The sequence below is a fragment of the uncultured Aquimonas sp. genome, assembly GCF_937888285.1.
Taxonomy (GTDB): domain Bacteria; phylum Pseudomonadota; class Gammaproteobacteria; order Xanthomonadales; family Xanthomonadaceae; genus Aquimonas.
Genome location: NZ_CALART010000039.1, coordinates 1 through 22869, shown reverse-complemented (window position 1 = coordinate 22869; position 22869 = coordinate 1). Strand labels below are relative to the sequence as shown.

Below are 22869 nucleotides of genomic sequence, written 5' to 3'. Positions count from 1 at the left end.
GCGCCGAGTGTAGACCTGCGTTGCCGGCTGGGACAGTGTGTGTCCACCCTGCTCCTGAGCCTGGCAGCAGGGGGCTGCAGCACAACTGATCCAAGGCTGACGCATCCGGCAGGTTGCGCGGCATCGGGAGGCGATGAGCCCTATGAGTATCACTCTGGTGGTAGATCACGAGACAGCGCAGGCGCTGCATGGTCGGGTACATGCCCACCCGGTGCAGCGCGCAATCGAAAGCGCGGGCGGCGCGGTGTTTCCCATGCCCGCGTACGCGCCGGACGAGCCCGGGGCACGCACTTTCATCATCGAGTCGCCGGCCGAGCCGGCGCTGGCGGAGCGCCTCCAGCGCATGCCCGGCGTCGAAGCCTGCTACCTGAAGCCGGACGACGCGCCGCCCTGAGTCGCAGCGGGCGTCTTCGAGGCGCGCGCACACCATGAGGACATCGAAACGGAGCGCCTCGCAGCGCTCTGGCGGCACCCGCTTGCCCTGCAGGCGGCCCCATCCATGAGGAGGAAACGCTATGCCCAGGAACACGAACAAGCCCCGCGGCGACGGCCCGGGCAACGAGGGTGGCGGCGCGCCTGCCAGCCCGCGCGAACTGGTGGTGATGATGAAGCCGGAGGCGGAAGTCGCGACCTTCGCGGACGGCATGCGCAGCCGCTCCGGCATGAGCCTGTCAAAGCTCGACAAGCTCTTGAAGAGTGCGGGTGCGGTGATGCATCCGCTGTTCGGCGCCAGCGAGGATCGCGTGCGCGCGGAAAGCGCGATGGCGGCTGCGCCCGAGATGCCCGATGCCGCGGCGTTCTATCAGGTCGAGGCCGCCGACAGCGAACTCGATGCGCTCGCCGAAGCGCTGGCGGCGACGGATGCGGTCGAAGCTGCCTACGTCAAGCCGCCCAGCTATCCGGCCGCGCTGTTCGAGGACATCGCGGCGCTGCCCGATGCGCCGCCCACCACCACCCCCGACTTCACCGCGCGCCAGCACTATCTGAATGCTGCGCCGGGCGGCGTGGACGCGCGCTGGGCCTGGACCCAGAACGGCGGCCGCGGCCGCGGCGTGCGGATCATCGACATCGAGGGCGCCTGGCGTTACACGCACGAAGACCTTCGTCAGAACCAGGGCGGCGTGATCGGCGGCACGCAGTCCAGCGACATCGGCTGGCGCAACCATGGCACAGCGGTGATCGGCGTCTACGGCGGCGACAACAACGCCTTCGGCATCACCGGCATCGCCTCGGACGCCAACTGCCGTGCCTACTCGATCTTCGGCTCCGGGAACTCCTCGTCGGCCGCGATTCGCGCAGCGGCGCAGCGCCTGCAGGCGGGCGACATCCTGCTGATCGAGCTGCACCGGCCGGGCCCGCGCTTCAACTTCGCCGGGCGCGCGGACCAGCGCGGCTATATCGCCATCGAGTGGTGGCCTGACGACTTTGCCGCGATCCAGTTCGCCACCAGCCGCGGCGTCATCGTGGTCGAGGCGGCCGGCAACGGCGCCGAGAATCTCGATGATGCGATCTACAGCGTGCGCCCCAACGGCTTTCCGGCGTCCTGGCGCAATCCGTTCAATCGTTCCAATCCGGACTGCCGCGCCGTCATCGTGGGCGCTGGCGCGCCGCCCACCGGCAACCACGGACCGGACCGCTCACGGCTCGACTTCTCCAACTGGGGCGCCTGCGTGGATGCCCAGGGGCATGGCCGCGATGTCTGCACCGCCGGCTACGGCAATCTGCAGGGCGGTGGCAATGAGGATCTCTGGTACACCCACACCTTCAGCGGCACCTCGTCGGCCAGTCCGGTGGTGGTCGGCGCTCTGGCCTGCGTGCAGGGCATGCTGCGCGCCCGCGGTGCGACCCTGCTGACGCCGCTGACCGCGCGCGCGCGCCTGCGCGCCACCGGCAGCCCGCAGACCGACGCGCCGGGACGTCCGCGCACGCAGCGCATCGGCAATCGCCCGGACATCCGCGGCATCTGGAACGCGCTGTTCCCGAAGTCGGCGATCAAGGATGCCGTCGACGGCAAGGTGGGCGTGAAGGATGTCAAGGACATCAAGGAGTTCAAGGAGAAAGACAGCAAGGAGCTCAAGGACAAGGAGCTCAAGGAGAAGGAGATCAAGGAGCTGAAGGAAAAGGACGCCAAGGAGTTCAAGGAGAAGGACCTGAAGGAGAAGGAAAAGGACATCAAGGAGCTCGAGAAGAATCCGGTCGAGAAGATCAAGGACGTGCAGGAAGGCGGTCTCAAGGTGCGCGAGGTGATCGCCGGGCCGGCCGCTGCGGATCTCGAATCGCGCGTGCTGGCGCTGGAAGCGAGGCTCGGACACTTCATCGGCAGCGAGCTGCGACCGGAGGTCGGCGCTGCCGCGTATGGCGACGAGTCGGATCGGCTGGAGCGCCTGCGGCAGGAGGCCGAAGCCCAGCTCGATGCGGCCAAGTCCGCCAAGGATGCGAAGGATGCGGAGGTCTGAGCAGGCGCTGCCTGTCCGCGCGGCTTGGAACAGAAGCGGACCTGCGGGTCATGGGCATGGCCGGCGCTGGCTCAGCCGGCCATGTCTCGCAACAGGAAGAAGCGGGAGCGCGCATGTACGCGGTGATCTGTGATCCCGGCGATCGATCGGCCCTGTGGGCTGTGGATCGTCTCCGCGCCCGCCTCGGTGAGGTGCGGCAAGTGGCGATGGATCTGCTCGGCCTCCGCGGTGCATTGCACTGGCAACTGGAAGCCGGTGCTGCGCCGAGCGCGAGCCTGCGGCTTCCCGACGGCGGGGAACTCGATACCCGCGGCTGCCGCGCGGTCCTGAACCGTGCGCAGGCGTTCCCGCGGGTGGGCGGCGGTGACGCCGATGCCGCCTATGTGCGCGAGGAGCTGGCGGCGATCAGCCTCGCCTTTCTCGCTGCGTTCGGCGCGCGAATCTTCAATCGGCCCGATCCCCTGCACCCGAGCGGGCGGCTGCTGTCCACCGCAGCCTGGCGTCGGCTGGCGGCGCGCGCGGGTTTTCCGGCGGCACCTGTCGTGGTGGGAGGTACGGCTGCCCCGACGCCGCCGGTGGTGCAGCGCAGCCTCGTGATCGGCGAGAAGGTGCTGGCCGCGGAACCTGCGATCGCAGGTCTGTCGCGAAGTCTTGCCGCGCTCAGCGGGCATTCGATCCTGGGCCTCGGCTTCAGCGCCGAGGGTGCCCTGTGCGAGGCCACCGCCTTGCCTGATCTCTCGTGGGGCGGCGAGTCGGCTGCCGACGCCTTGGCCGAACTTCTGGAGGGCGCGCGATGATCCTGCTGCTGGGCAGTCGCTCGGACGGGCCGATGGCCTGCGTCCATTCAGCACTGGAGCGTCTTGGCGTCGAGCCGGCGTGGGTCGACTACGAGCGCCCCCTGCGTTCCGGCTGGCTGCATGCGGCCGGTGCCCGACTCGAGGCGAAGCTCGTGCAGGACGATGGCGTCGAGCTCGATCTGTCCGGCGTGCGTGCGGCCTATGTGCGCGCGCTCGACCATCGACGCTTCGCCGGCTACCGGGCGCTGGATGCGTCGGCGCGCGCTGGCTGCGACCAGGCCCACGAGGTCCTGGCCTGCTACCTCGACATCGGCGAGGCGCGCGTGCTCAATCCGGCCGGGGCCATGGCCAGCAACCGTTCCAAGCCCTACCAGATCAGCCTGATCCGTGAGCTGGGCTTCGCCGTGCCGCCGACCCTGATCAGCAACCAGCCCGAGGCGGTGCGGGAGTTCCTGCGGCAGCATCGCCGCGTCATCTACAAGAGCGCTTCGGCGGTGCGCTCCATCGTTCGTGAGCTCGACGCCGAGGCGCTGGATCGGCTGGACGCCATCCGCGCCTGCCCGGTGCAGTTCCAGGCCTTGATGGAAGGCCTGGACATACGCGTGCATGTGGTGGGCAGTGAGGTGTTCGCCACAGCCTGCACCAGCCCGGTGATCGATTACCGCTACGCGCAGGGCGAGAGCAGCCTGAGCCCCTGTGTGCTGCCGGAGGACGTCTCCGCGCGCTGCGTCGCGCTCGCGCAGGGCCTCGGCCTGCCGGTGGCAGGTGTCGATCTCAAGCGCCACCCGGACGGCGGCTGGACCTGCTTCGAGGTCAACCCCTCGCCGGGGTTCTCCTGGTTCGAGCACAGCACCGGCCAGCCCATCGCGGACGCCATCGCACGACTGCTGCTCGCCGATTGAGGTGCTGGCGAGCCGGGCCCCGTGGACACCCGTGCTGCAGGACCCGGCGCCGCACCGCGGGGCCGAGCCCTGTGCGGCCGCTGCACCCCTTCGGCCGGCCTGAGCAGCCCGCGCGGGCGTAAGCGCAAGCGAGCGCTGGACCTGCGGGCGGCGACGTATCGGGACGGTCGGCAGGGGTAGGGCGCGCGTCACCCGCGTGGCCCACGGCATCCCCGCATTCGCAGGGATGCCGACAGCACCGGGTCAGCGTACTTCCGCCGCGGCCGCCCGGGTCCAGGCCGCCGCAGCAATCAGCCCGCGGGCGTCGCCGGGATGTACTGCAGCGGTGCGCCTGGCCCGATCGGCAGGCCCAGGGCCAGCCAGACCACGAACAGCAGCGACCAGCCGATCGCGAACACCACCGAGTAGGGCAGCATCACCGAGATCACGGTGCCGATGCCGGCCTTGGGCTCGTAGCGCTGAAGGAAGGCGATGATCAGGGCGAAGTAGCTCATCATCGGGCTGATGATGTTGGTCACGCTGTCGCCGATGCGATAGGCGATCTGGGTCAGCTCCGGCGAGTAGCCGAGGATCATGAACATCGGGATGAAAATCGGCGCCATCAGCGCCCACTTCGCCGAAGCCGAGCCCATGAACAGGTTGGCGACCGCGGTCAGCAGGATGAAGCCGGCCATGATGATGATCTTGGCCAGCACCCAGCGCCACGGCGCGGGCTCGCCCTCGCCCAGCACGAGCTGGCGCATCGAGTCGAGTACGCCGGCGCCTTCCACCGCGAACACCAGGCCCAGCTGGGTCCAGTTGAAGTAGGCGACGAACTGCGCGGCGAAGAAGGTCAGCACCAGGTAGACGCCGAGCGTGGACATGCTCTGGCCCATGCCCTTGATGACGTCGTTGTCGCTCTTGATGGTGCCGGCGGCGATGCCGTAGCTGAGTCCAAGCACGATGCCGATGGTGAAGATCACGGCAACTACGCTGGCGAGCAACGGCGCTATCGACTTCAGGAAGTCCGGCTCTCCCTCGATCCTCATGAAGCCTGCTCCAGGAGCCAAGCCGTGGGGCAAGAGACTCCAAGCAAGCACGACCACAATCGCTAGCGTCGCCCATAGAGCGGCCTTCAGACCTCGCAGCTCTTCGGAGCTCATCGGTTTGATTTCGTCCGTGCCTCCCAAATCAACTTTGTCCGCCGGCCCGAACCCGCGCTGGGTGAGGTACACAGCGATGATGATCAGGGCGAGGGCCAAGACAATTCCGTACACCCAGGGCATGAACCCTTCGCTGCCTCGTATCAACACGAACCACACGATCGTCGGGATGGCAAGCACTTCGACGAGGAAGCAGGTCCACCTGAGCTTTTCCCTGAGCGGGGTTGGCGATTCCTCGCCCCTCGGAAAGCGTGGCGCTACGATCTTCTCGGTGACAAACCAGCCCAAGATCGTGACGATTGGCGTGGACGCCATCATGAAGTACCAGTTCGCCAGCTCGTTGACGGTGTAGTCAGGATCGACAATCCGCGCCGCCTGTTGCGACAGGCCGGCCAGCAGAGGGTCGATGGTGCCGATCAAGAGATTGGCCGAGTAGCCGCCAGAGACGCCGGCAAAGGCCGCCGCCATGCCGAGGATGGGGTGCCGGCCGGCAGCAAGGAAGATCAAGCCGGCCAAAGGCACCAGCAGCACATAGCCGATCTCGCTGGCCATGTTGGACATCACGCCGGCAAACACCATCACCGGGGTCAGCAGGAATCGAGGCGCCGACAGCACCAGCAGGCGCAAGGTGGCGCCGATCAGGCCGGAGTGCTCGGCCACGCCGATGCCCAGCAGGGCCACCAGCACGGTGCCCAGCGGCGCGAACTCGGTGAAGTTCTTCACCATGCCGGTGGACATTCGGTGCAGGCCGTCCAGCGAGAACAGGTTGACGACATTGATGGTTTCGCCGGTCGCCGGGTGCTGGGCGCTGATCTCCAGCCAGGCGGCGATGCCTGACATCACCACCACGATCAGCGCCAGCAGCGCGAACAGGGTGGCCGGATGCGGCAGCGCATTGCCGCCGCGCTCGACCACGTTGAGGAACACATCGATGGCGGATCGCCGCGGCGCGGCGGGGCTCTGACTCATGGGCGTGTCTCGCGTTGGGCAGGCGGCGCAGTTGGGCCGCGAGGGCTGGGGACTATACAGGGCCGGCGTTTGGCGTCGGCCCGGGCATCTGGAATCGGGAATCGTCAAGGGCGGGGCGTCGGCCCACGTGCATGACCTTGCCGCCAGCATCAGCCACCTGCTGCAGCTCGAACCAACGATTTGCGCCGATCTCCCCCGATGGGAGGCGGTGGAGAGCACGTGTCCGCTGCCGGCGCAGCCGACACGTGCTCTGGGGTCCCAACGTAGCGAGATCAGGGTGGCAGCGGGGCGGCACGAGCCTTGCCCTATCCCCGTGCGCCGCGCGCTTCAACGATTCGCAATTCCCGCATCCCGATTCCCGGCTCTATCGCCACAGCATCCCGAGCACGCTGCGGAAGGGAATGATCGCCAGCCGGAAGGCTTCGCCGCTCCAGCTCAGCAGGCGCTGCTGGTCGATGCCGGACAGCCCGCGCAGCAGGTCGGCGAGATTGCCGGCGCCGGTTCCCGGCAGCTTGCACAGGGCCTGGGCGCGCTTGGCCACGGTGTAGGTGCTCGCCACCGCCGCGGTGATCTCGGCGAGGATCGTCGCCATCGGCAGTACGCGCGCCGCGACGGTGCCGATCAGGCCTTCGCCGAACTGCTTCAGGATCGCGTCCATGCTGCGCTTGGACAGCTGCTGCGCGCCGATATTGGTGGCCGTGGCCAGCAGCACCACGCCGCGGGTTTCCGGGTCGGACAGCTCGACCTCGTAGAGTTCGATGATCGCCGTGACCAGCTGTCGCTGGACCTGGGCCAGCGCGACTGTTTCCGCCAGCGGGCCGAGCAGGGTGGGGGCAAGCCGACCGAGCAGGGGCACGCGCCGGGTGATGCTGCTGATCGCAGCAGCAGTGCCGGCTTTCAGGCAGGCCGCGCGTACGAGCGTGTCGAACCGGGATTCCCGCTGGGCTGCCGAGCGCGGCTTCGGCCCGGCCGCGGTCGTGCGTGGCCGCGACGTCGCGGCGGCAGCGCGCTTCTTGCCCGAAGGCGCGGCACGGGCGCCGGCCTTGGGCTTGGCGGCGCGCTTGCTGGCGGACACCGCCGGCTCCTCGGGGGGGGCCTTCGCAGCGGCCTTGCCGGTGCTCTTGCGTGCTGCGGAAACCTTGCGCGGCGCGGCGGCAGGGCGCTTGACGGCAGTCTTGGGCGTACGGGGCGTGGCCATGCGTCCGAGCATAGCAGCGACCTCGCGGGCGTCCCACGCCGGCGGCCGTGCGCCGGCGGCCGTGGCCCGGTACAAACTCGCGACAGAGCCGACGGTGTTGGTTCCGCACCGCGTCAAGTACCCTATGCGCTTTGTCTTGCCGGGCTTCGATTCACTCGATGGACTACGACCGATACGACCGTGTGCGCGCCGTGCGCTGGACCGGTGATGCGCTGGACCTGCTCGACCAGCGCCTGCTGCCCCAACACCAGCAGCGCGTGCTGTGCCGCAGCAGCCAGGACGTGGCGGGCGCCATCCATGCCCTGACCGTGCGCGGTGCGCCGGCCATCGGCATCGCCGCGGCCTGGGGCGTGGTGCTGGCGGCGCGCGCGATGCAGGCGGCCAGCGGTGCGCAGGCCGCCGAAGCGCTGGCGCCGGCGATGGCCGAGCTCGATGCCTCGCGACCGACCGCCGTGAACCTCGCCTGGGCGCTGCGCCGCATGCGCGCAGCCCTGGTAGGCAGCGGCAGCGACTGGCGCGAGCGCATCGCCGCCGAGGCCGCCGCGATCGAGGCCGAAGACCTTGCCGCCAACCGGCTGATGGGGCGACTCGGCGCCGAGCTGATCGCGCCCGGCTCGGGCGTGCTGACCCACTGCAACACCGGCTCGCTGGCCACGGCCGGCTTCGGCACCGCGCTGGGCGTGATCCGCGCCGGCGTCGCCGAAGGCCGCGTGCAGCGCGTGTTCGCCGGCGAAACCCGGCCCTGGCTGCAGGGCGCGCGCCTGACCGTGTGGGAACTGCTGGAGGACGGCATCCCGGCGACGCTGATCGCCGACGCCGCGGCCTCGCACCTGATGCGCACCGGCCAGGTGCAGTGGGTGATCGTCGGCGCCGATCGCATCACCGCCAATGGCGATGTCGCCAACAAGATCGGCACCTACCAGCTGGCGATCGCCGCCCGCTACCACGGGCTGAAGTTCATGGTGGTGGCGCCGTCCTCGACCGTCGACATGGCCACCGCCAGCGGCGCCCAGATCGAGATCGAGGAGCGCAGCGCCGACGAACTGCTGGGCTATGCCGGCGTGCGCACCGTGGCCGAGGGTGTGCAGGCCTGGAACCCGGTGTTCGACGTGACGCCCGCCAGCTTGATCGATGCCATCGTCACCGAGCGCGGCGTGGTGCTGCAGCCGGACGAGGCGCGGATGGCGGCGCTGTTCGGTCGCTGAGATCGGTCGCAGGATCTCCGGCAGCAGGGGCTGCCGGCAGCCCAGCGCGGGCCGCACCCCGCAGCGGCCGATGCGTGCTCGCATGCCGGTGCGTGCCTCCGATGAGGTCTCGTCGAGGGCATCCGCACAGGTCGCTGGCATCAGCTTGCCCGCAGCCGCGTGCGGCCCACTGATCCCGATCGCCGAGGCGAGCGCTGTCCGCGAGCCCGTGGAATCCACTCGAATCGTTTCCTTCTACTGCTTCAAGCACCGGTCTACCGCCATGAACCCTGCGCCGCGCGTCGCCGTCCTCGTGCCCTGCTACAACGAAGCCGTCACCGTGGCCAGGGTCATCGCCGATTTCCGCGCCGCGTTGCCCGACGCGCAGATCTGCGTGTTCGACAACAACTCGAAGGACGACACCGCGGCGATCGCGCGGGCGCACGGTGCGCATGTCCAGCATGTCGGCCTGCAGGGCAAGGGCCACGTGGTGCGACGGCTGTTTGCCGATGTCGAGGCCGATGTCTACGTGATGGTGGATGGCGATGACACCTACCACGCCGCCAGCGCGCCGGCCCTGATCGACTGCCTGCGCGAGGGCAGACACGACATGGTGGTGGCGGTGCGCAGGCACGAAGCCGAAGCCGCCTACCGCGCGGGTCACGTCTGGGGCAACCGCATGCTGACCGGGTTCCTGAGCCGGCTGTTCGGGCGGCCCTGCCAGGACATCCTGTCGGGCTACCGTGTGTTTTCGCGGCGCTTCGCCAAGAGCTTCCCCGTGCTTACCGCCGGCTTCGACATCGAGACCGAGCTGACCGTGCACGCGCTGGAGCTGAAGATGTCCGTGGGCGAGGTCGAGACCCCCTACAAGGAGCGCCCCGAAGGCAGCTTCAGCAAGCTCAGCACGTACAAGGACGGCTTCCGCATCTTGAAGACGATGCTGCGCCTGTTCAGCGCCGAGCGGCCGCTGGCCTTCTTCGGCGGCATCGCGCTCGTGCTGTTCGCGGCCGGCATCGGCCTCGGCATCCCGGTGATCCTGGAGTTCATGCGCACGGGCCTGGTGCCGCGCTTTCCCACGGCGATCCTGTCGACCGGGCTGATGATCCTCGCAGCCCTGTCGGGTTTCGCCGGCCTGATCCTCGATACGGTGACGCGCGGTCGCCGCGAGCTGAAGATGCTGGCCTACCTGCGGCATCCGGCGCCGCTCTGAGCCCATGCGCCAGTTCGCACTGTTCTGCGTCAGCGGCGGCCTCGCTTTCCTGCTGGATGCCGGCATGACCCAGGCCTGGGTCAGCCTGGCCGGCTTGGATCCATGGTCGGCGCGCGCGCTGTCGTTTCCAGTCGCGGTGACTGCGACCTGGCTGTTCAATCGCAGCATCACCTTCCGCGTCGCCGCCAGCGGTGGCCTGGTCGCCGAATGGCTGCGCTATGTCGGCACCCAGCTGTTCGGCCTCAGCCTGAATCTCGCGGTCTATGCGCTGCTCGTCTGGCTGTCGGTGACGGCGGCGCGCTGGCCTGCACTGGCGGTGGCTGCGGGGTCGATCGCGGGCCTGTTCGCCAATTTCTTCGGAGCCAAGCATGTCGCCTTCGCATCGCGCCCCTGAGATGGGCCCGGCAGTGCCCTTGCGCGAGCCCCTGCAGGTGCTGGCCGCGGTGCTGCTGGTCAAGCTGCTGCTGCTGGCGCTGGACCCGAACCTGCGCTTCTTCATGGGCGATTCCGGAAGCTACCTGCACGCAGCGCTGACCGACTGGGTGCCGCCGGATCGCAGCTTCACCTACCCCTGGCTGGTGCGGCTGGCCCTGTGGGCGCAGTCCGCGCACAGTCTCGTCCTGCTGCAGACTCTGCTGGGCGTGGCCTCGTGCCTGATCCTGTTCCAGCTGCTGCGGCGCGGCCTGGCCCTGCCGTTCGCCTGGTCGGCTGGCGGCGCCCTGCTGCTGGCGGTCGAGCCCTCGCAGCTGTTCTACGAACGCATGATGATGGCTGAGGCGGCCGGCGGCTTCCTGCTGCTCGCCTGCCTCGCGGCGACCGTCGCCTATGTGCGTTCGGCGCAGCTGCGCTGGCTGCCGCTGATGGTGCTGTGCGGCTTGGGCGCGGTGTCGATGCGCATGAGCCTGCTGCCGGTGGTGCTGGGCCTGAGCGCGTGCGCGCCGCTGCTGTGCGCCCTGCATAACCATGCGCGGCTCGACCGCGGGCGCCCGCTGCTGGCGGTGCTGCGGACCGGCGTGCATCTTGCCGTCGTGATGCTGCTGACCGGTCTCAGCCATTCGGCCTACAAGCAGACCTATGGCGATCTGACCGGTGCCGAGCCCGACTACATCGGCGCCCAGGGCCAGATGCGCCTTGGGCTGGTGGCGCCGCTGGTGCGCCCCGAGCACCTGGCGCGCGCCGGCGTCGATCCGGCCCTGTTGGAGGAGCTCGGGCCGCCCCTGCAGGACCCGCGCGCCCGCGAAGCGCAGATCTGGTCGCCTGACGGTCTGTTCGGCCGCCTGCAGGCACGCATGCCAGTCGAGGACGCGCAGCGGGTGGCACGCAAGATCTCGGTGCGCGCCCTGCAGTCGGATCCGCTGGGCCTGCTGCGTCTCGGCGCCTCGACCTTCGCCGACTACTTCGATGACGGGATCGCACTGGCGCGCATGAGCAGCGATCTGGGCGACACGCCGCCGAATGCCGACATGCTCGCGGTGATCGAGGAGCGGCTGCGCTATCGCGCCGATGGGCTGTTCGAGCGGCCCGGCCTTGCCGCGGGCCTGTTCGAATACAGCCGCTGGTGGCTGACCCTGCAGCTGTTCCTGCTGGCGCCGCTGGCGCTGTGGGCGTTGTGGCGCGCGTGGTCGGAGCCGCGGCGCCGCGCCGCCCTGCTGGTGCTCGGTACGCTCGCCCTTGGCCTTGTGGCCAGCCAGCTGCTGTTCGCGCATATCGTGTCGTTCCGCTACCTGCATCCGCTGCCGCCCCTGTCCATCGCACTCGCCATCGCACTGTTGGCGCTGCTCGCCCACGCGCAGGCGCCAGCGGCAGCTTCCCAACGAGGGTCTGCATGAAGCACGCATCTGCTGCACTGGTCTCCGTGGTCTCGCCGGTCTATGGCTGCGCCGGCTGCATCGAACGCCTGTGCGAACGGGTCATCGCCGCGGTCGAGTCGACCGGCCACGCCTGCGAGCTGATCCTGGTCTGCGATGCCAGCCCGGATGCCTCCTGGGAGCGCATCGTCGAAGTTGCTGCCATCGAGCCCCGCGTGCGCGCGCTGCGCTTCAGCCGCAACTTCGGCCAGCATCCGGCGATCTCGGCTGGCCTGGCCGAGGCGCGCGGCGACTGGGTGGTGGTGATGGATTGCGATCTGCAGGATCCGCCGGAGTTCATCCCCGACCTGCTGGCACGGGCGAAGCAGGGCTTCGATGCAGTGGTCGCCGAGCGCAAGCAGCGCCGCGACGGCTGGTTCAAGCGCATGGCCTCGCGGGGCTTCTACGCGACGCTGTCGTACCTGACGGGCGAGCGCTACAACCCGGAGACCGCGAACTTCGGCGTCTACAGCCGCGCGCTGGTCGACGCGATCCTCAGCCTGCCGGAGCAGGGGCGCTTCTTTCCGCTGCTGGTGCGCTGGGTGGGCTTTGCGCAGACCACGCTGCCGGTGCAGCACGCCGAGCGCGATTCCGGCCGCAGCGGCTACAGCCTGGCCAAGGCGCTGCGGCTCGCGCTGGACGCGATCATGAGCTTCTCGGACCGGCCGCTGCGGTTGGTGGTGCGGATCGGCCTCATGTTCTCGCTGGTCGCCTTCCTGTTCGTGGCGGCCAGCGTCTACCGCTATCTGGCCGGCGACATCGCCGTCGCCGGCTTCACCAGCATCGTTGCCTCGATCTGGCTGGTCGGTGGGGTCAGCATCGCCTGCCTGGGCGTGGTTGGGCTCTACGTCGGGCGGATCTTCGGCGAGGCCAAGCGGCGTCCGCATTACCTGGTCGCCGAGCGTCTCAACCCTGCGGAGCCACCGCGCCCATGATCAGCGAGTCAGTCATCGAAGGTCGGCGCTTTGGGCTCAAGGCGGGCCGCGTGGAGGCGGACGACATCGACGCGGCGGCGCTGCAGGCTGAAGTGCTGGCCGGCGGCTGGGACTGGATCGTGCTGCGCCTGCCCTGCGGGCGCGAGCGCAGCATCGAGGCCTTGCGTCCGCTGGGCCTTGAGCCGCAGCAGACCGACACGCTGATGACCTGGTCGATCGCGCTGGCCGAGTGCGCGGTGACGATGCCCACGGGCCTGCAGCTCGACATCGCCGGCCCGGACGACGCGCCGGCAATCCAGGCCCTCGTGCAGCAGGTGTTCCAGCGCTACCCAAACCACTACACCGCGAACCCGCTGCTGGACTCGCGCCTCGCGCTTGAGGGCTATGTCGAATGGGCGCTGTCGCACATCGGCCATCCGCAGCGCCTGTGCTGGGTGGTGCGCGCGGAGGAGGGCATCGCCGCGCTGTCCTGCAGCCAGCACGAGGACGGCGGCACCGCCATCGGCGTGCTGCACGGCGTGCATCCTGCGCATGCTGGTCGCGGCCTGTATCGCGACCTGATCGAAGCCAGCCTGGCGCACTACCGCGACGCCGGCTGCACCCGCTTCCGCATCGCCACCCAGGCCGGCAACCACACCGTGCAGAACCTGTGGGCGCGGCTTGGCCTGCGCATCGAATCCAGCCGCAGCACGGTGCATCTGATGCCCCTGCTGGGGCGCGTTCTCGCGCAGCCCGCTCATCCGCTGGGGCAGGGCGATGCGCTGCAGGCCCTGCTGGACTTCGACACCGCATTCGCGCCCTCGCCGGCGCTGCGACGCAGCCTGTATCGCGCGAATGCCGGTGAGTTGGCTGGTGGCGCGCGGCTGCGCGCGCTGCACTGGCCTTGTATGTCAGGACGCCTGCGCCAGCTCAGCCTGCTGACCGACGCTGCCGATCGCCCGCTGGCCTGGCTGCATTCCGATCTGCTCGCGGCGTCTGCGTGATTGCGGGCTGGAAGCCATGCACAGGGCAGATTGCTGCAAGGCTGCGCTCAGTAACTTCCTGAACCGTCATCCCCGCGAATGCGGGGATCCAGAGGATCTCGCCTCTGTCGCCAGCCACCCTGGGCCCCCGCTTTCGCGGGGGCGACGATTCATGGGGTCGCAAGCGTTCTGTTTCTTGAGAGAATTGCCGACTCGCTTCGGGCTTGCCCCACGTTTCAGACTTTGGACCTCCCATGGGCTATCTGTTCATCCTCCTGACCATCGTGCTGACCGCTTACGGCCAGCTCGCGATCAAGTGGCAGGTCGGCCTCGCGGGCCCGCTGCCGGATTCGCCTGAGCAGAAGTTCGGCTACTTCCTGCGCCTGCTGCTGAACCCCTGGGTGATCAGCGCGATTGCCGCGGCCTTCGCGGCGATGATCTGCTGGATGGGGGCGATGACCAAGTTCGAGCTCAGCCGCGCCTACCCCTTCATGGCGCTGAACTTCGTACTGGTGGGCCTGGGCTCGTCCTATCTTCCAAGTGAACTGATCGCCGCTTTTCTGTGCGCGCAGATGGAGCAGGCGGAAGCGATCACCGCGCAACGCCTGCAGCTGTGGGAGAGCTACCACGCCGCCTTTGCCGATCTGGAGCGCGAGGGCAGGGTGCGTCGCCCGATCGTGCCGGCGCACTGCCAGCACAACGCCCACATGTACTACCTGCTGTTCAATTCCCTCGCCGAGCGCACGGCCGCGATCGAGGCGCTGAATGCGCAGGGGATTCGCCCGGTCTTCCACTACATTCCGCTGCACAGCGCTCCCGCCGGCCAGCGCTATGGCCGCACGCCGGCGCCGATGCCGGTCACTGATCGGGTCAGCGACTGCCTGCTGCGCCTGCCGCTGTGGCTGCCTGACCTCGACGTGCAGCGCGTCATCGACGCCGTGCGCAGCCACCTGGCCCGGGCATGAAGCGCAGCCTCCCCGCCGCCTGGCCCTGGCTGGCGCTGGCCCTGGTCGGACTGCTGTCACTGGGTAACGCCTGGCGCTACGGCACCTGGGTCGCCAATCCGCTGGTGCTCGCCGACAGCTGGTATTTCCTGGATGCCTTCGTCGAGCCCTGGGCCGAAGGCTCACTGGGCTGGCAGCAGTTCTTCGAGAAGCGCGACAGCAGCGATCACGCCCAGCCCCTGCACCGCGCCAGCCTGTGGCTGAACCTTGAATGGGCGGGTCTCGACTTCCGCTTCGAGGCGGTGATCGGGCTGATCGGCCTGAGCCTGTGCGTCCTGCTGCTGTGCCTGCTGGCCTGGCGGCATCTGCGCCGGCATGCGCAGCCCGGGGCTTCGGCACGCGCCATCAGCGTGCCCCTGCTGCTGCTGCCGGCGATGGCGCTGTCGCTGAATTCGCACGAGATCTACTACTGGTCGCTGGTCAACTTCTTCCATCTCTCTTTGCTGCCGGCGCTGCTGCTGATGGCGTTTGTCTGCTGGCAGTTCGGTGCGACGGATGCCAAGGTGCGGCGCGGATCGCTGGTACTGGCAATGGCGCTGAGCCTACTGGTGCAGGTGGCGCTCGATGGCGCCGGCCTGCTGGCGGTGGCCGCTCTGCTGCCGGTGCTGGTCTGGGCGGGCTGGCGCCTGGGTCAATGGCGCCGGGCGGCGGCCTTCGCCGTGGCGATCGCGGCGGGGCTGCTGCTCTACCGCGGTCTGTATGCCAGCTTGATGCCGCCTGTGGCAGCCAGCCAGTCGGGTGGGCTACTGCCCGCCCTGGGTTGGCTGCTGGCGCATGCGAGCGAGGCCTGGCGCTGGCTGCTGCTGCCGGCCACGGCCTCCATCGTGCAGCCCCTGCATCTGCCGTTCTGGCTGCCGCAGGTGGCGTTGGCGCCAGTGCAGTACGGCCTGGGCGTGCTCGTGCTGGCTGCACACGCGGCGTTCTGGTGGAGCCAGCTGCGCGATCGCCAGCCGGCCCCGCTGAGCCTGTTCGCTGCAGCCCTGATGCTGCTCAGCTACGGCATGCTCGCCGGCATCCTGCTGTCGCGGCTGCCGGTGTACGGCACCGAATACCTGCTGCAATCCCGCTACGTCGCTTTTTACCAGCTGGCGAACTCGGCCCTGCTGCTGCAGCTGCTGGTGGTGCTGGCGCGCGCGCCGCGGCTGTCGAGGGTGCCCGCCGCAGCCCTGGGCCTGCTGCTGGTGGCCGGACTGTCCCTGCAGGTGCTGCTGTCCCAGCGTGCCTGGGAGCAGGGCGTGCACATCCGCCAGTACAGCCGCGACATGGCCTCCAACCTGGTCTGCCTGGGCGCGCATCCCGGTCAGGCCGCGCCGGTCTGCCAGCCGGGCAATGTGATCTGCCAGAGTCCGCCCGAGCACCGCGACCGTCTGTTCGCCCTGCTGCAGTCCCGCCAGCTCAATCTGTACGCGCCGGGCTTCCTCGATCGGCATGGTCTGGATGAGGGCCTGAACCCGGCGAGCTGCCTGGTCGGCCCTTGAGAGCCACCCAGGCCCGCGTCGCGGGCCCGGTGTTCTTGAAGGAACCTGGATTCGTCATCCCCGCCGGGAGCCTGTCCTCGCGCAGGCGGGGGCGGGGATCCAGTGATCTCGCGAATGCAGCAGGCTGGGACTGGGCTCCCGTGCCCACGTGCTAGAATCCGCGGCTTGGCAGGGCCGCCTGTCAGCGCCGCTGGCGGCGTTCGCAGGCTGTCGGCGGCACCCCCTGCGCAGCAACCCCTGAGTCCCTTGCCGGCGCCCACGGGCCGAAATCCCGCGTGTGCCGGCGCATTCCACCTCCGAATCGAGACCCCGCATGGCAGAGCTGGCGAAGGAAATCATCCCCGTCAACATCGAAGACGAGATGCGCAGGAGCTACCTCGATTACGCCATGAGCGTGATCGTGGGCCGCGCACTCCCGGACGCGAGGGATGGCCTGAAGCCGGTGCACCGGCGCGTGCTGTACGCCATGAACGAGCTGGGCGCGCACAGCAACAAGCCGTACTACAAGTCGGCGCGCATCGTCGGTGACGTCATCGGTAAGTTCCACCCGCACGGCGACCAGTCGGTGTACGACACCCTGGTGCGCATGGCCCAGCCCTTCTCGCTGCGCTACCTGCTGGTCGATGGCCAGGGCAACTTCGGCTCGGTCGACGGCGACAACGCCGCGGCCATGCGTTACACCGAAGCGCGCATGTCCAAGCTCGCCCACGAGCTGATGGCCGACATCGACAAGGACACCGTCGATTTCCAGCCGAACTACGACGAGAAGGAACTCGAGCCCACGGTGATGCCGACGCGGGTGCCGAACCTTCTGGTCAACGGCAGCTCGGGCATCGCGGTCGGCATGGCGACCAACATCCCGCCGCACAATCTATCGGAGATCATCGACGCCACCATCGCGCTGATCGACGACCCCGAGATCGGCATCGACGGCCTGATGCAGCACGTGCCGGGCCCCGATTTCCCCACCGCCGGTATCATCAACGGCGCCGCCGGCATCCACGAGGCCTACCGCACCGGCCGCGGCCGCATCTATGTGCGCGCCAAGGCCGAGATCGAGGTCGACGAGAAGACCAATCGCGAAGCCATCATCGTCACCGAGCTGCCCTACATGGTGAACAAGGCGCGGCTGATCGAGAAGATCGCCGAGCTGGTGAAGGAGAAGAAGCTCGAAGGCATCAGCGAGCTGCGCGACGAGTCCGACAAGGACGGCATGCGCGTGTTCATCGAGGTGCGCCGCGACGCCGCCGCCGACGTGGTGCTGAACAATCTCTACCAGCAGACGCCGATGGAGTCGGTGTTCGGCATCAACATGGTCTGCCTGCTGGATGGCCGCCCGCGTCTGCTGAACCTGAAGGAGATGCTGGAAGCCTTCGTGCGCCATCGCCGCGAAGTCGTCACCCGCCGCACCATCTTCGAACTGCGCAAGGCTCGCGAGCGCGCCCACATCCTCGAAGGCCTGACCGTCGCGCTGGCCAACATCGACGAGATGATCGAGCTGATCAAGACCTCGGCGAACCCGCAGGAAGCGCGCGAGCGCATGCTGGCCAAGCGCTGGGAGCCGGGTCTGGTGCGCGCCCTTCTGGGGGCTGCCGGTGCCGACGCCTCGCGCCCCGAAGACCTGCTGCCGGGGCTCGGCCTCACCGAGGAGGGCTACCAGCTGTCCGAGGCGCAGGCCAAGGAAATCCTCGAGATGCGCCTGCACCGCCTGACCGGGCTGGAGCAGGAGAAGCTGACCGACGAATACAAGAAGCTGCTCGACGTCATCGCCGAGCTGATCCGCATCCTCGAAGACCCCGAGCGCCTGCTCGAAGTCATCCGCGACGAGCTGCGCGACCTGAAGGAAAACTTCGGCGACGCCCGCCGCACGGTCATCCAGCCGAACATGGAAGACCTGAACATCCTCGACCTGATCGCACCCGAGGACGTGGTGGTGACGCTCAGCCACGCCGGCTACGTCAAGCGCCAGCCGCTGACCACCTACCGCGCGCAGAAGCGCGGCGGTCGCGGCCGCTCGGCGACAGCGATGAAGGAAGAGGACTTCATCGAGCGCCTGTGGGTGGTGAACACCCACGACATCCTGCTGAGCTTCACCAGCTCGGGCCGGGTGTTCTGGCCCAAGGTCTACCAGCTGCCCGAAGCCGGCCCGAACGCGCGCGGTCGGCCGATGGTGAACTTCGTGGCGCTGGAGGCCGGCGAGCGTATCCAGGCCGTGCTGCCGGTGCGTGACTTCCCGGAAGGCCAGTTCGTGCTGTTCGCCACCGCCCGCGGCACGGTCAAGAAGACCCCGCTGAAGGAGTTCGAGTACCAGCTGCAGCGCGGCAAGATCGCCATCAACCTGGAAGACGGCGACTCGCTGGTCGGCGTGGCGCTCACCGACGGCGAATCCGACGTCATGCTGTTCGCTTCCAACGGCAAGGTCAGCCGTTTCGACGAGGGCACCGTGCGCCCGATGGGCCGCACCGCCACCGGCGTGATCGGCATGCGTCTGGCCGAAGGCGAATCGGTGGTCTCGCTGATCTGCGTGCAGGGCCAGCACGACGTGCTGACCGCCACCGCCAACGGCTACGGCAAGCGCACCCCGCTGGACGAGTTCCCCAAGAAGGGCCGCGGCACCCAGGGCGTGATCGCGATCCAGACCACCGAGCGCAACGGGCAGCTGGTCAGCGCGATCCAGGTCGAGGAAACCCAGCAGGTCATGCTGATCTCGGACCAGGGCACCCTGGTGCGCACCCGCGTCGGCGAGATCGCCCGCGTCGGCCGCAATACCCAGGGCGTGACCCTGATCCGCCTGGGCAAGGGCGAACAGCTGGTCAATGTGGAAGCCGTTCCGGCCGAGGAAGAGGACGAGGCCGAGCTGGAAGGCGAGGCGCCGATCGCGAACGCCGACGCCGCACCCGCCGCAGGCGAAGCGCCGGAGGCAGGCTCTGCCGAGACGGCGCCGACGCCGGAGCAGTAAACGCGCACTTGCGCGGATGTTTGTCCGCACTGCACAGTTCAAAGGCCGGCGCTTGCCGGCCTTTGTTCTTTCTGAGCAGGTGTTTTCATGACCGAGCTTTCCTACGCACGCGTGATCGAGCGCGCCGCCCAGTGGCATCCGGAACTGGGTCGCATCAAGGCGGACAACCCGCCGCAGGATTTCACCTGGTACGGGTACGACATCCTGTCCAACCTCTGGCACATCGAGGGACTGCTCGGTGAGTCGCACACCAACCTGCTGGAATCGGTGCGAGGTCAGCCGCTGGCCGACATCGGTGCGGCAGACGGCGATCTGGCCTACTTTTTCGAGCGGCAGGGATTCGATGTCGATGTCCTCGACTGGCCCGCCACGAACTGGAATGGGCTGCGCGGCGCGCGTCGGCTCCACGAGCTGCTGGCGTCGAACATCGGCATCCACGAAGTGGATCTCGACAGTCAGTTCGATCTGCCGCGCCGGCACTACGGGCTGGTCTTCCTGCTCGGCATCCTCTATCACCTGAAGAATCCGTTCTACGTGCTGGAAACGCTGGCGAAGCACACCCGCTACTGCATCCTCAGCACCCGCATCGCGCGCGCAACCGTCGATGGCGCGGTGGCACTGGAGCGCGCGCCGCTCGCCTACCTGTTGGACCCCACGGAATGCAACAACGACCCGACCAACTACTGGATCTTCTCGATGGCGGGCCTGCTGCGCCTCGCCGATCGCTGCGGCTGGAATGTGATCGCCGATCGCAGGGTAGGGGACACCGCGGCTTCGGATCCCTCCTCGCATGAGCACGACGAGCGCGCCTTCCTCCTTCTCGAAAGTCGTCACGCCTGACCGAGCATCCGCGCCTGCGCCCGCATGGGCGCCGGCGGCTGCAGTGGCAGCCACGCTGGTCGTTGGATGGGGGCTGTTTGCGATGCTGCAGGCACCGCAGGTGCCCTATGCCGATGCGTGGCGTTTTCTCGCGCATTTTCTGAGTGAGCCCTTTCCGCGCAACGTGCTGGGCGCGGACAACGGGCATCTGGAGCTGTTTCCCGATCTGGTGCGGGTGGCCGAGCTGGAATGGTTCGCCGCCAGCCAGCGTCTGCAGACCGCTGTCGGTGTGCTGCTGGCGCTGGCGAGCTGGCTGGTCGCGGTGCTGGGCCTGCGACGGGCCGCGCTTGAACCCGCGCGCTTCGGCGCCGTCGCGCTGGCGCTGGCCTTGGGTCTGTTCTGGGTCGGCAATTTCCGTGCGCTGATGCATGCCAACGAAACCGTGCATGCCTATGCGGTGACGCTGGGCCTGTTCGCGGGTCTGCTGCTGGCGTGGCGGGGGGGCGTCGGCGCGGCCGTGCTGGCGGCGGCGTGTGCGGTGTTCGCGAGCCTGTCCTTTGGCAGCGGTCTTGCCGTGTTTCCGGCCGTGCTGCTGGTGCTGGCCCTGCGGCGGGCGCCGCTGCGGGAATGGCTGCCGGTGGCGCTCGCCTTGATCGGCGTGCTGCTGCTGATGTTCGCGCTGCGCGACGGCACGGCGGAGTCGGTCAGCGTGGCCGGCGTGTCCGCTCGCATCGAGTCTCTGCTGCGCTGGCTGGGTGGCCCGGCGCTGTTCGCCAGCTGGCCGCTGTGGGATCCGGAGATCGCCGCCCGCGTGCCAACGACGCTGCTGCGGGCCGTTACAGGGCCGATCGCTGCGGCCTACGAACAGTCGGCCGGTCCGGTGATGCTGGCGCGCTGGCCGCACCTGGCCTGGGGCCTGCTCGGGCTGGGGCTGTTCGCAGGTGCGTTGTGGCGGAGCTGGAAGTCGAGGGCTGCGCTCAGCGTCGTCGGCACCGCAACCGCGGCCTTTGCGCTCTGCGTCGGGGCCCTGATCGTGGTGGTGCGCGCGAGCTATTTCGAAGAGTACGCCGATCAGCTGCTCGCCCCGCGTTATCTGGTGTGGACCTCGCTGTTCTGGACGGGGCTGCTGCTGGTCGGGCTCGACGTGCTGAGGCCTGCGCGCGGCGCGGCGCTGGCCCTGCTGGTGTGCGTGCTGCTGCTGCCCAGCCAGCTGTGGATGTATCGATTGGGCATGGGGCAGACCGAGACCGCAGAGCGCAGCGCCCTAGCCGCGGCCGTGGGCGTGATCGAGCCCGGGCTATCGCTCGGCGAAACCGAACTCAGGGATCTCGCCAACGCGCTGCCGTTGCTGCAGCGGGCGGGCGCCGCGGTGTTCGCCTGGCCGCAGGCGCGGCAGCTGGATCGGACGACCGATCCGGCGCTGTGGACTGCGGTCGAGGTCGATCTGCTGCGCGTGAGCGTCGTCGAGAATCGTCTCGGTGAGCCCGGGCGCCGGGTCGAGTTCGAGCTGCTCCAATCCACGGGCGAGCCGCTTCTGCTGATCGACGCCGACGGTGTGGTCCGCGGTCTGGCGCGGCGTGAAGCCGATGGCCGTTGGCTGGGCTGGATGCGCGGCGCGGCGAGCGAAGGCGAAGTGCGCGTCGCCCGCCTGCGTCCGGGCTGAGTGCTTTGCGATATGTGAGGTCTCCCGTGCTGTCAGACGTGCTTCGCGTAGGGCGCATAAGCGCAGCGCATGCGCATGCGCCGGCAACGGCGTGTGACGCTTTGCGCAGGTCGAAGCCGGTGGCGTGGTTCGCCCGGACCACTACAGCCGATTGCACTAGTTGTCCAGGCCGAGGGGCTGATGGCGCAAAGGTGTTCAGGCCGAGGGGCTGACGGCGGATGCGCTGCGCTTATCCGCCCTACGACTCGAGTGACGCCCTGCAGTGAACGAAGCCGGGAGCCCGGTTTCGCGTAGGGCGCATAAGCGCAGCGCATGCGCCAACAGCTCGAGAGACGCCATGCGCCAAACGAAGCGGACAGCCCGGGTTCGCGTAGGGCGCATAAGCGCAGCGCATGCGCCAACAGCTCGACTGACGCCCTGCGGTAAACGAAGCCGAGGGTCTGGGGTCGCGTAAAGCACGCCAGCGCAGACTCAGATGGCGCCGTGCAGAAGGCAAAGCCGCGTGCTCCCCGCGACCGCCCCTGAATGCCGCGCAGATCGCGCCCGCACAGCGCATGGCGCATGCCGCTATGCTCCGCCTCACCTACCCACGGGAGAGCCCCATGCCGAAGCCCTGGAAGCTGTTCGCCGCCGCGGCCCTGCTGACCCTGAGCGCCTGCGTCACCATCAACGTGTACTTTCCAGCCGCCGAGGCCCAACAGGCTGCCCGCGAGTTCGTCGAGAACGTCATTGGCGAGCAGCCCAAGCCGGAGTCCAAGCCCGAAGGCGGGCAGGGGGGCGGCATGGCTGCCCTGGGCAGCGCGGTGCTCGACTTCGTGTTCCCGACCGCACAGGCGCAGTCGGCCGACATCAACATCCGCACGCCGGCGATCCAGGCCATCCAGACCCGCATGGCCGAGCGCTTCCAGTCCGCGCTGGCGCCGCATTTCGATTCCGGCGCGCTGGGCCTCGCCCGCGACGGCACGATCAGCCTGCGCGATGCCAGCAAGGTCGGCCTGCGAGACCGCGCCGCCGTCAACCAGGCGGTGGCCGACGATAACCGTGACCGCAACGCCGTCTACCGCGAGATCGCCGTGGCCAACGGCCATCCCGAATGGGAAGCGCAGATCCGCGACACCTTCGCCCGCCAGTGGATCGACAGCGCGCGCGGCGGCTGGTGGTACCAGGATGCCTCAGGGGAGTGGAAGCAGAAGTAGCCGGTATTGGGGGGTGAGGCGTCTCGTTTGCGCGGCACTGCCGCGCGAGACGCCGAACGCCCGAGCGCAGTGCGCGAGGGCCGGGCCGAAGGCAGGCGTCTCGTTTGCGCGGCACTGCCGCGCGAGACGCCGAACGCCCGAGCGCAGT

The 22869-nt window shown here is 68.8% G+C and carries 18 protein-coding genes; 16 read left to right on the top strand and 2 right to left on the bottom strand.

The annotated features are described in order from the left end of the window. Positions 1-142: 142 nt before the first annotated feature. The 4 genes from Q0654_RS09790 (at position 143) to Q0654_RS09775 (ending at position 4155) form a co-directional block, all read left to right on the top strand. Complete coding sequence (locus Q0654_RS09790; RefSeq protein ID WP_298853244.1) at positions 143-394, top strand: hypothetical protein; 252 nt, start codon at positions 143-145, stop codon at positions 392-394. 121 nt (positions 395-515) lie between these two features. Beyond that, positions 516-2456, top strand: coding sequence for a S8 family serine peptidase (locus tag Q0654_RS09785; RefSeq protein WP_298853241.1), 1941 nt, complete (start codon positions 516-518; stop codon positions 2454-2456). Positions 2457-2569: 113 nt separating this feature from the next. Next, complete coding sequence (locus tag Q0654_RS09780; protein WP_298853239.1) at positions 2570-3253, top strand: hypothetical protein; 684 nt, start codon at positions 2570-2572, stop codon at positions 3251-3253. Then, positions 3250-4155 carry a hypothetical protein gene (locus Q0654_RS09775; RefSeq protein WP_298853236.1) on the top strand — a complete coding sequence of 302 codons (906 nt, stop codon included), beginning with the start codon at positions 3250-3252 and terminating at the stop codon, positions 4153-4155. Before Q0654_RS09780 ends, Q0654_RS09775 begins: the two co-directional genes overlap by 4 nt. Positions 4156-4445: 290 nt before the next feature. On the opposite strand, the gene Q0654_RS09770 is transcribed toward Q0654_RS09775, so the two are convergent. After that, a complete protein-coding gene (locus Q0654_RS09770; RefSeq protein WP_298853234.1) occupies positions 4446-6266 on the bottom strand; it encodes an AbgT family transporter in 1821 nt (606 codons plus the stop codon). Between the two features lie 364 nt (positions 6267-6630). Further along, positions 6631-7464, bottom strand: coding sequence for a hypothetical protein (locus tag Q0654_RS09765; RefSeq protein WP_298853233.1), 834 nt, complete (start codon positions 7462-7464; stop codon positions 6631-6633). Between the two features lie 158 nt (positions 7465-7622). Here Q0654_RS09765 and mtnA point away from each other — a divergent pair, with 158 nt between their 5' ends. From mtnA to Q0654_RS09705, 12 genes are all read left to right on the top strand, one after another. Next, on the top strand, positions 7623-8669 hold the full coding sequence (gene mtnA / locus Q0654_RS09760; RefSeq protein ID WP_298853231.1) for an S-methyl-5-thioribose-1-phosphate isomerase: 1047 nt from the start codon (positions 7623-7625) through the stop codon (positions 8667-8669). 262 nt (positions 8670-8931) lie between these two features. After that, the gene (locus tag Q0654_RS09755) at positions 8932-9858 is read left to right on the top strand and encodes a glycosyltransferase family 2 protein (RefSeq protein ID WP_298853228.1); all 927 of its coding nucleotides are present in this window, start codon (positions 8932-8934) and stop codon (positions 9856-9858) included. A 4-nt stretch (positions 9859-9862) separates the two neighbouring features. Then, the gene (locus Q0654_RS09750) at positions 9863-10252 is read left to right on the top strand and encodes a GtrA family protein (protein ID WP_298853226.1); all 390 of its coding nucleotides are present in this window, start codon (positions 9863-9865) and stop codon (positions 10250-10252) included. Beyond that, entirely contained in the window at positions 10227-11687 is a 1461-nt protein-coding gene (locus Q0654_RS09745) for a hypothetical protein (protein ID WP_298853224.1), read from the top strand. The genes Q0654_RS09750 and Q0654_RS09745 overlap by 26 nt, the downstream gene beginning before the upstream one ends. Continuing rightward, the gene (locus Q0654_RS09740; RefSeq protein WP_298853222.1) at positions 11684-12640 is read left to right on the top strand and encodes a glycosyltransferase family 2 protein; all 957 of its coding nucleotides are present in this window, start codon (positions 11684-11686) and stop codon (positions 12638-12640) included. Before Q0654_RS09745 ends, Q0654_RS09740 begins: the two co-directional genes overlap by 4 nt. Beyond that, positions 12637-13623 carry a GNAT family N-acetyltransferase gene (locus Q0654_RS09735; protein ID WP_298853221.1) on the top strand — a complete coding sequence of 329 codons (987 nt, stop codon included), beginning with the start codon at positions 12637-12639 and terminating at the stop codon, positions 13621-13623. Before Q0654_RS09740 ends, Q0654_RS09735 begins: the two co-directional genes overlap by 4 nt. A gap of 233 nt (positions 13624-13856) precedes the next feature. Further along, positions 13857-14567: a DegT/DnrJ/EryC1/StrS family aminotransferase gene (locus tag Q0654_RS09730; RefSeq protein WP_298853219.1), complete on the top strand. Its 711-nt coding sequence runs from the start codon at positions 13857-13859 to the stop codon at positions 14565-14567. Then, positions 14564-16084: a hypothetical protein gene (locus Q0654_RS09725; RefSeq protein ID WP_298853217.1), complete on the top strand. Its 1521-nt coding sequence runs from the start codon at positions 14564-14566 to the stop codon at positions 16082-16084. The genes Q0654_RS09730 and Q0654_RS09725 overlap by 4 nt, the downstream gene beginning before the upstream one ends. A 313-nt stretch (positions 16085-16397) precedes the next feature. Then, the gene (gene gyrA, locus Q0654_RS09720; protein ID WP_298853214.1) at positions 16398-19043 is read left to right on the top strand and encodes a DNA gyrase subunit A; all 2646 of its coding nucleotides are present in this window, start codon (positions 16398-16400) and stop codon (positions 19041-19043) included. An 87-nt stretch (positions 19044-19130) separates the two neighbouring features. Further along, positions 19131-19883 carry a hypothetical protein gene (locus tag Q0654_RS09715; protein WP_298853212.1) on the top strand — a complete coding sequence of 251 codons (753 nt, stop codon included), beginning with the start codon at positions 19131-19133 and terminating at the stop codon, positions 19881-19883. A gap of 43 nt (positions 19884-19926) precedes the next feature. Then, the gene (locus tag Q0654_RS09710; protein WP_298853210.1) at positions 19927-21525 is read left to right on the top strand and encodes a hypothetical protein; all 1599 of its coding nucleotides are present in this window, start codon (positions 19927-19929) and stop codon (positions 21523-21525) included. A 602-nt stretch (positions 21526-22127) separates the two neighbouring features. After that, on the top strand, positions 22128-22721 hold the full coding sequence (locus Q0654_RS09705) for a YdbL family protein (protein WP_298853208.1): 594 nt from the start codon (positions 22128-22130) through the stop codon (positions 22719-22721). The last annotated feature ends 148 nt before the right edge of the window (positions 22722-22869 follow it).

Bases quoted from the DNA above. Each gene is read 5' to 3' on its own strand.
- Q0654_RS09765 (WP_298853233.1), bottom strand. From the start codon at position 7,464: ATGGCCACGCCCCGTACGCCCAAGACTGCCGTCAAGCGCCCTGCCGCC.
- Q0654_RS09715 (WP_298853212.1), top strand. From the start codon at position 19,131: ATGACCGAGCTTTCCTACGCACGCGTGATCGAGCGCGCCGCCCAGTGG.
- Q0654_RS09740 (WP_298853222.1), top strand. From the start codon at position 11,684: ATGAAGCACGCATCTGCTGCACTGGTCTCCGTGGTCTCGCCGGTCTAT.
- gyrA (WP_298853214.1), top strand. From the start codon at position 16,398: ATGGCAGAGCTGGCGAAGGAAATCATCCCCGTCAACATCGAAGACGAG.
- Q0654_RS09725 (WP_298853217.1), top strand. From the start codon at position 14,564: ATGAAGCGCAGCCTCCCCGCCGCCTGGCCCTGGCTGGCGCTGGCCCTG.
- Q0654_RS09750 (WP_298853226.1), top strand. From the start codon at position 9,863: ATGCGCCAGTTCGCACTGTTCTGCGTCAGCGGCGGCCTCGCTTTCCTG.
- Q0654_RS09780 (WP_298853239.1), top strand. From the start codon at position 2,570: ATGTACGCGGTGATCTGTGATCCCGGCGATCGATCGGCCCTGTGGGCT.
- Q0654_RS09745 (WP_298853224.1), top strand. From the start codon at position 10,227: ATGTCGCCTTCGCATCGCGCCCCTGAGATGGGCCCGGCAGTGCCCTTG.
- Q0654_RS09755 (WP_298853228.1), top strand. From the start codon at position 8,932: ATGAACCCTGCGCCGCGCGTCGCCGTCCTCGTGCCCTGCTACAACGAA.
- Q0654_RS09735 (WP_298853221.1), top strand. From the start codon at position 12,637: ATGATCAGCGAGTCAGTCATCGAAGGTCGGCGCTTTGGGCTCAAGGCG.
- Q0654_RS09785 (WP_298853241.1), top strand. From the start codon at position 516: ATGCCCAGGAACACGAACAAGCCCCGCGGCGACGGCCCGGGCAACGAG.
- Q0654_RS09705 (WP_298853208.1), top strand. From the start codon at position 22,128: ATGCCGAAGCCCTGGAAGCTGTTCGCCGCCGCGGCCCTGCTGACCCTG.
- mtnA (WP_298853231.1), top strand. From the start codon at position 7,623: ATGGACTACGACCGATACGACCGTGTGCGCGCCGTGCGCTGGACCGGT.
- Q0654_RS09790 (WP_298853244.1), top strand. From the start codon at position 143: ATGAGTATCACTCTGGTGGTAGATCACGAGACAGCGCAGGCGCTGCAT.
- Q0654_RS09770 (WP_298853234.1), bottom strand. From the start codon at position 6,266: ATGAGTCAGAGCCCCGCCGCGCCGCGGCGATCCGCCATCGATGTGTTC.
- Q0654_RS09775 (WP_298853236.1), top strand. From the start codon at position 3,250: ATGATCCTGCTGCTGGGCAGTCGCTCGGACGGGCCGATGGCCTGCGTC.
- Q0654_RS09730 (WP_298853219.1), top strand. From the start codon at position 13,857: ATGGGCTATCTGTTCATCCTCCTGACCATCGTGCTGACCGCTTACGGC.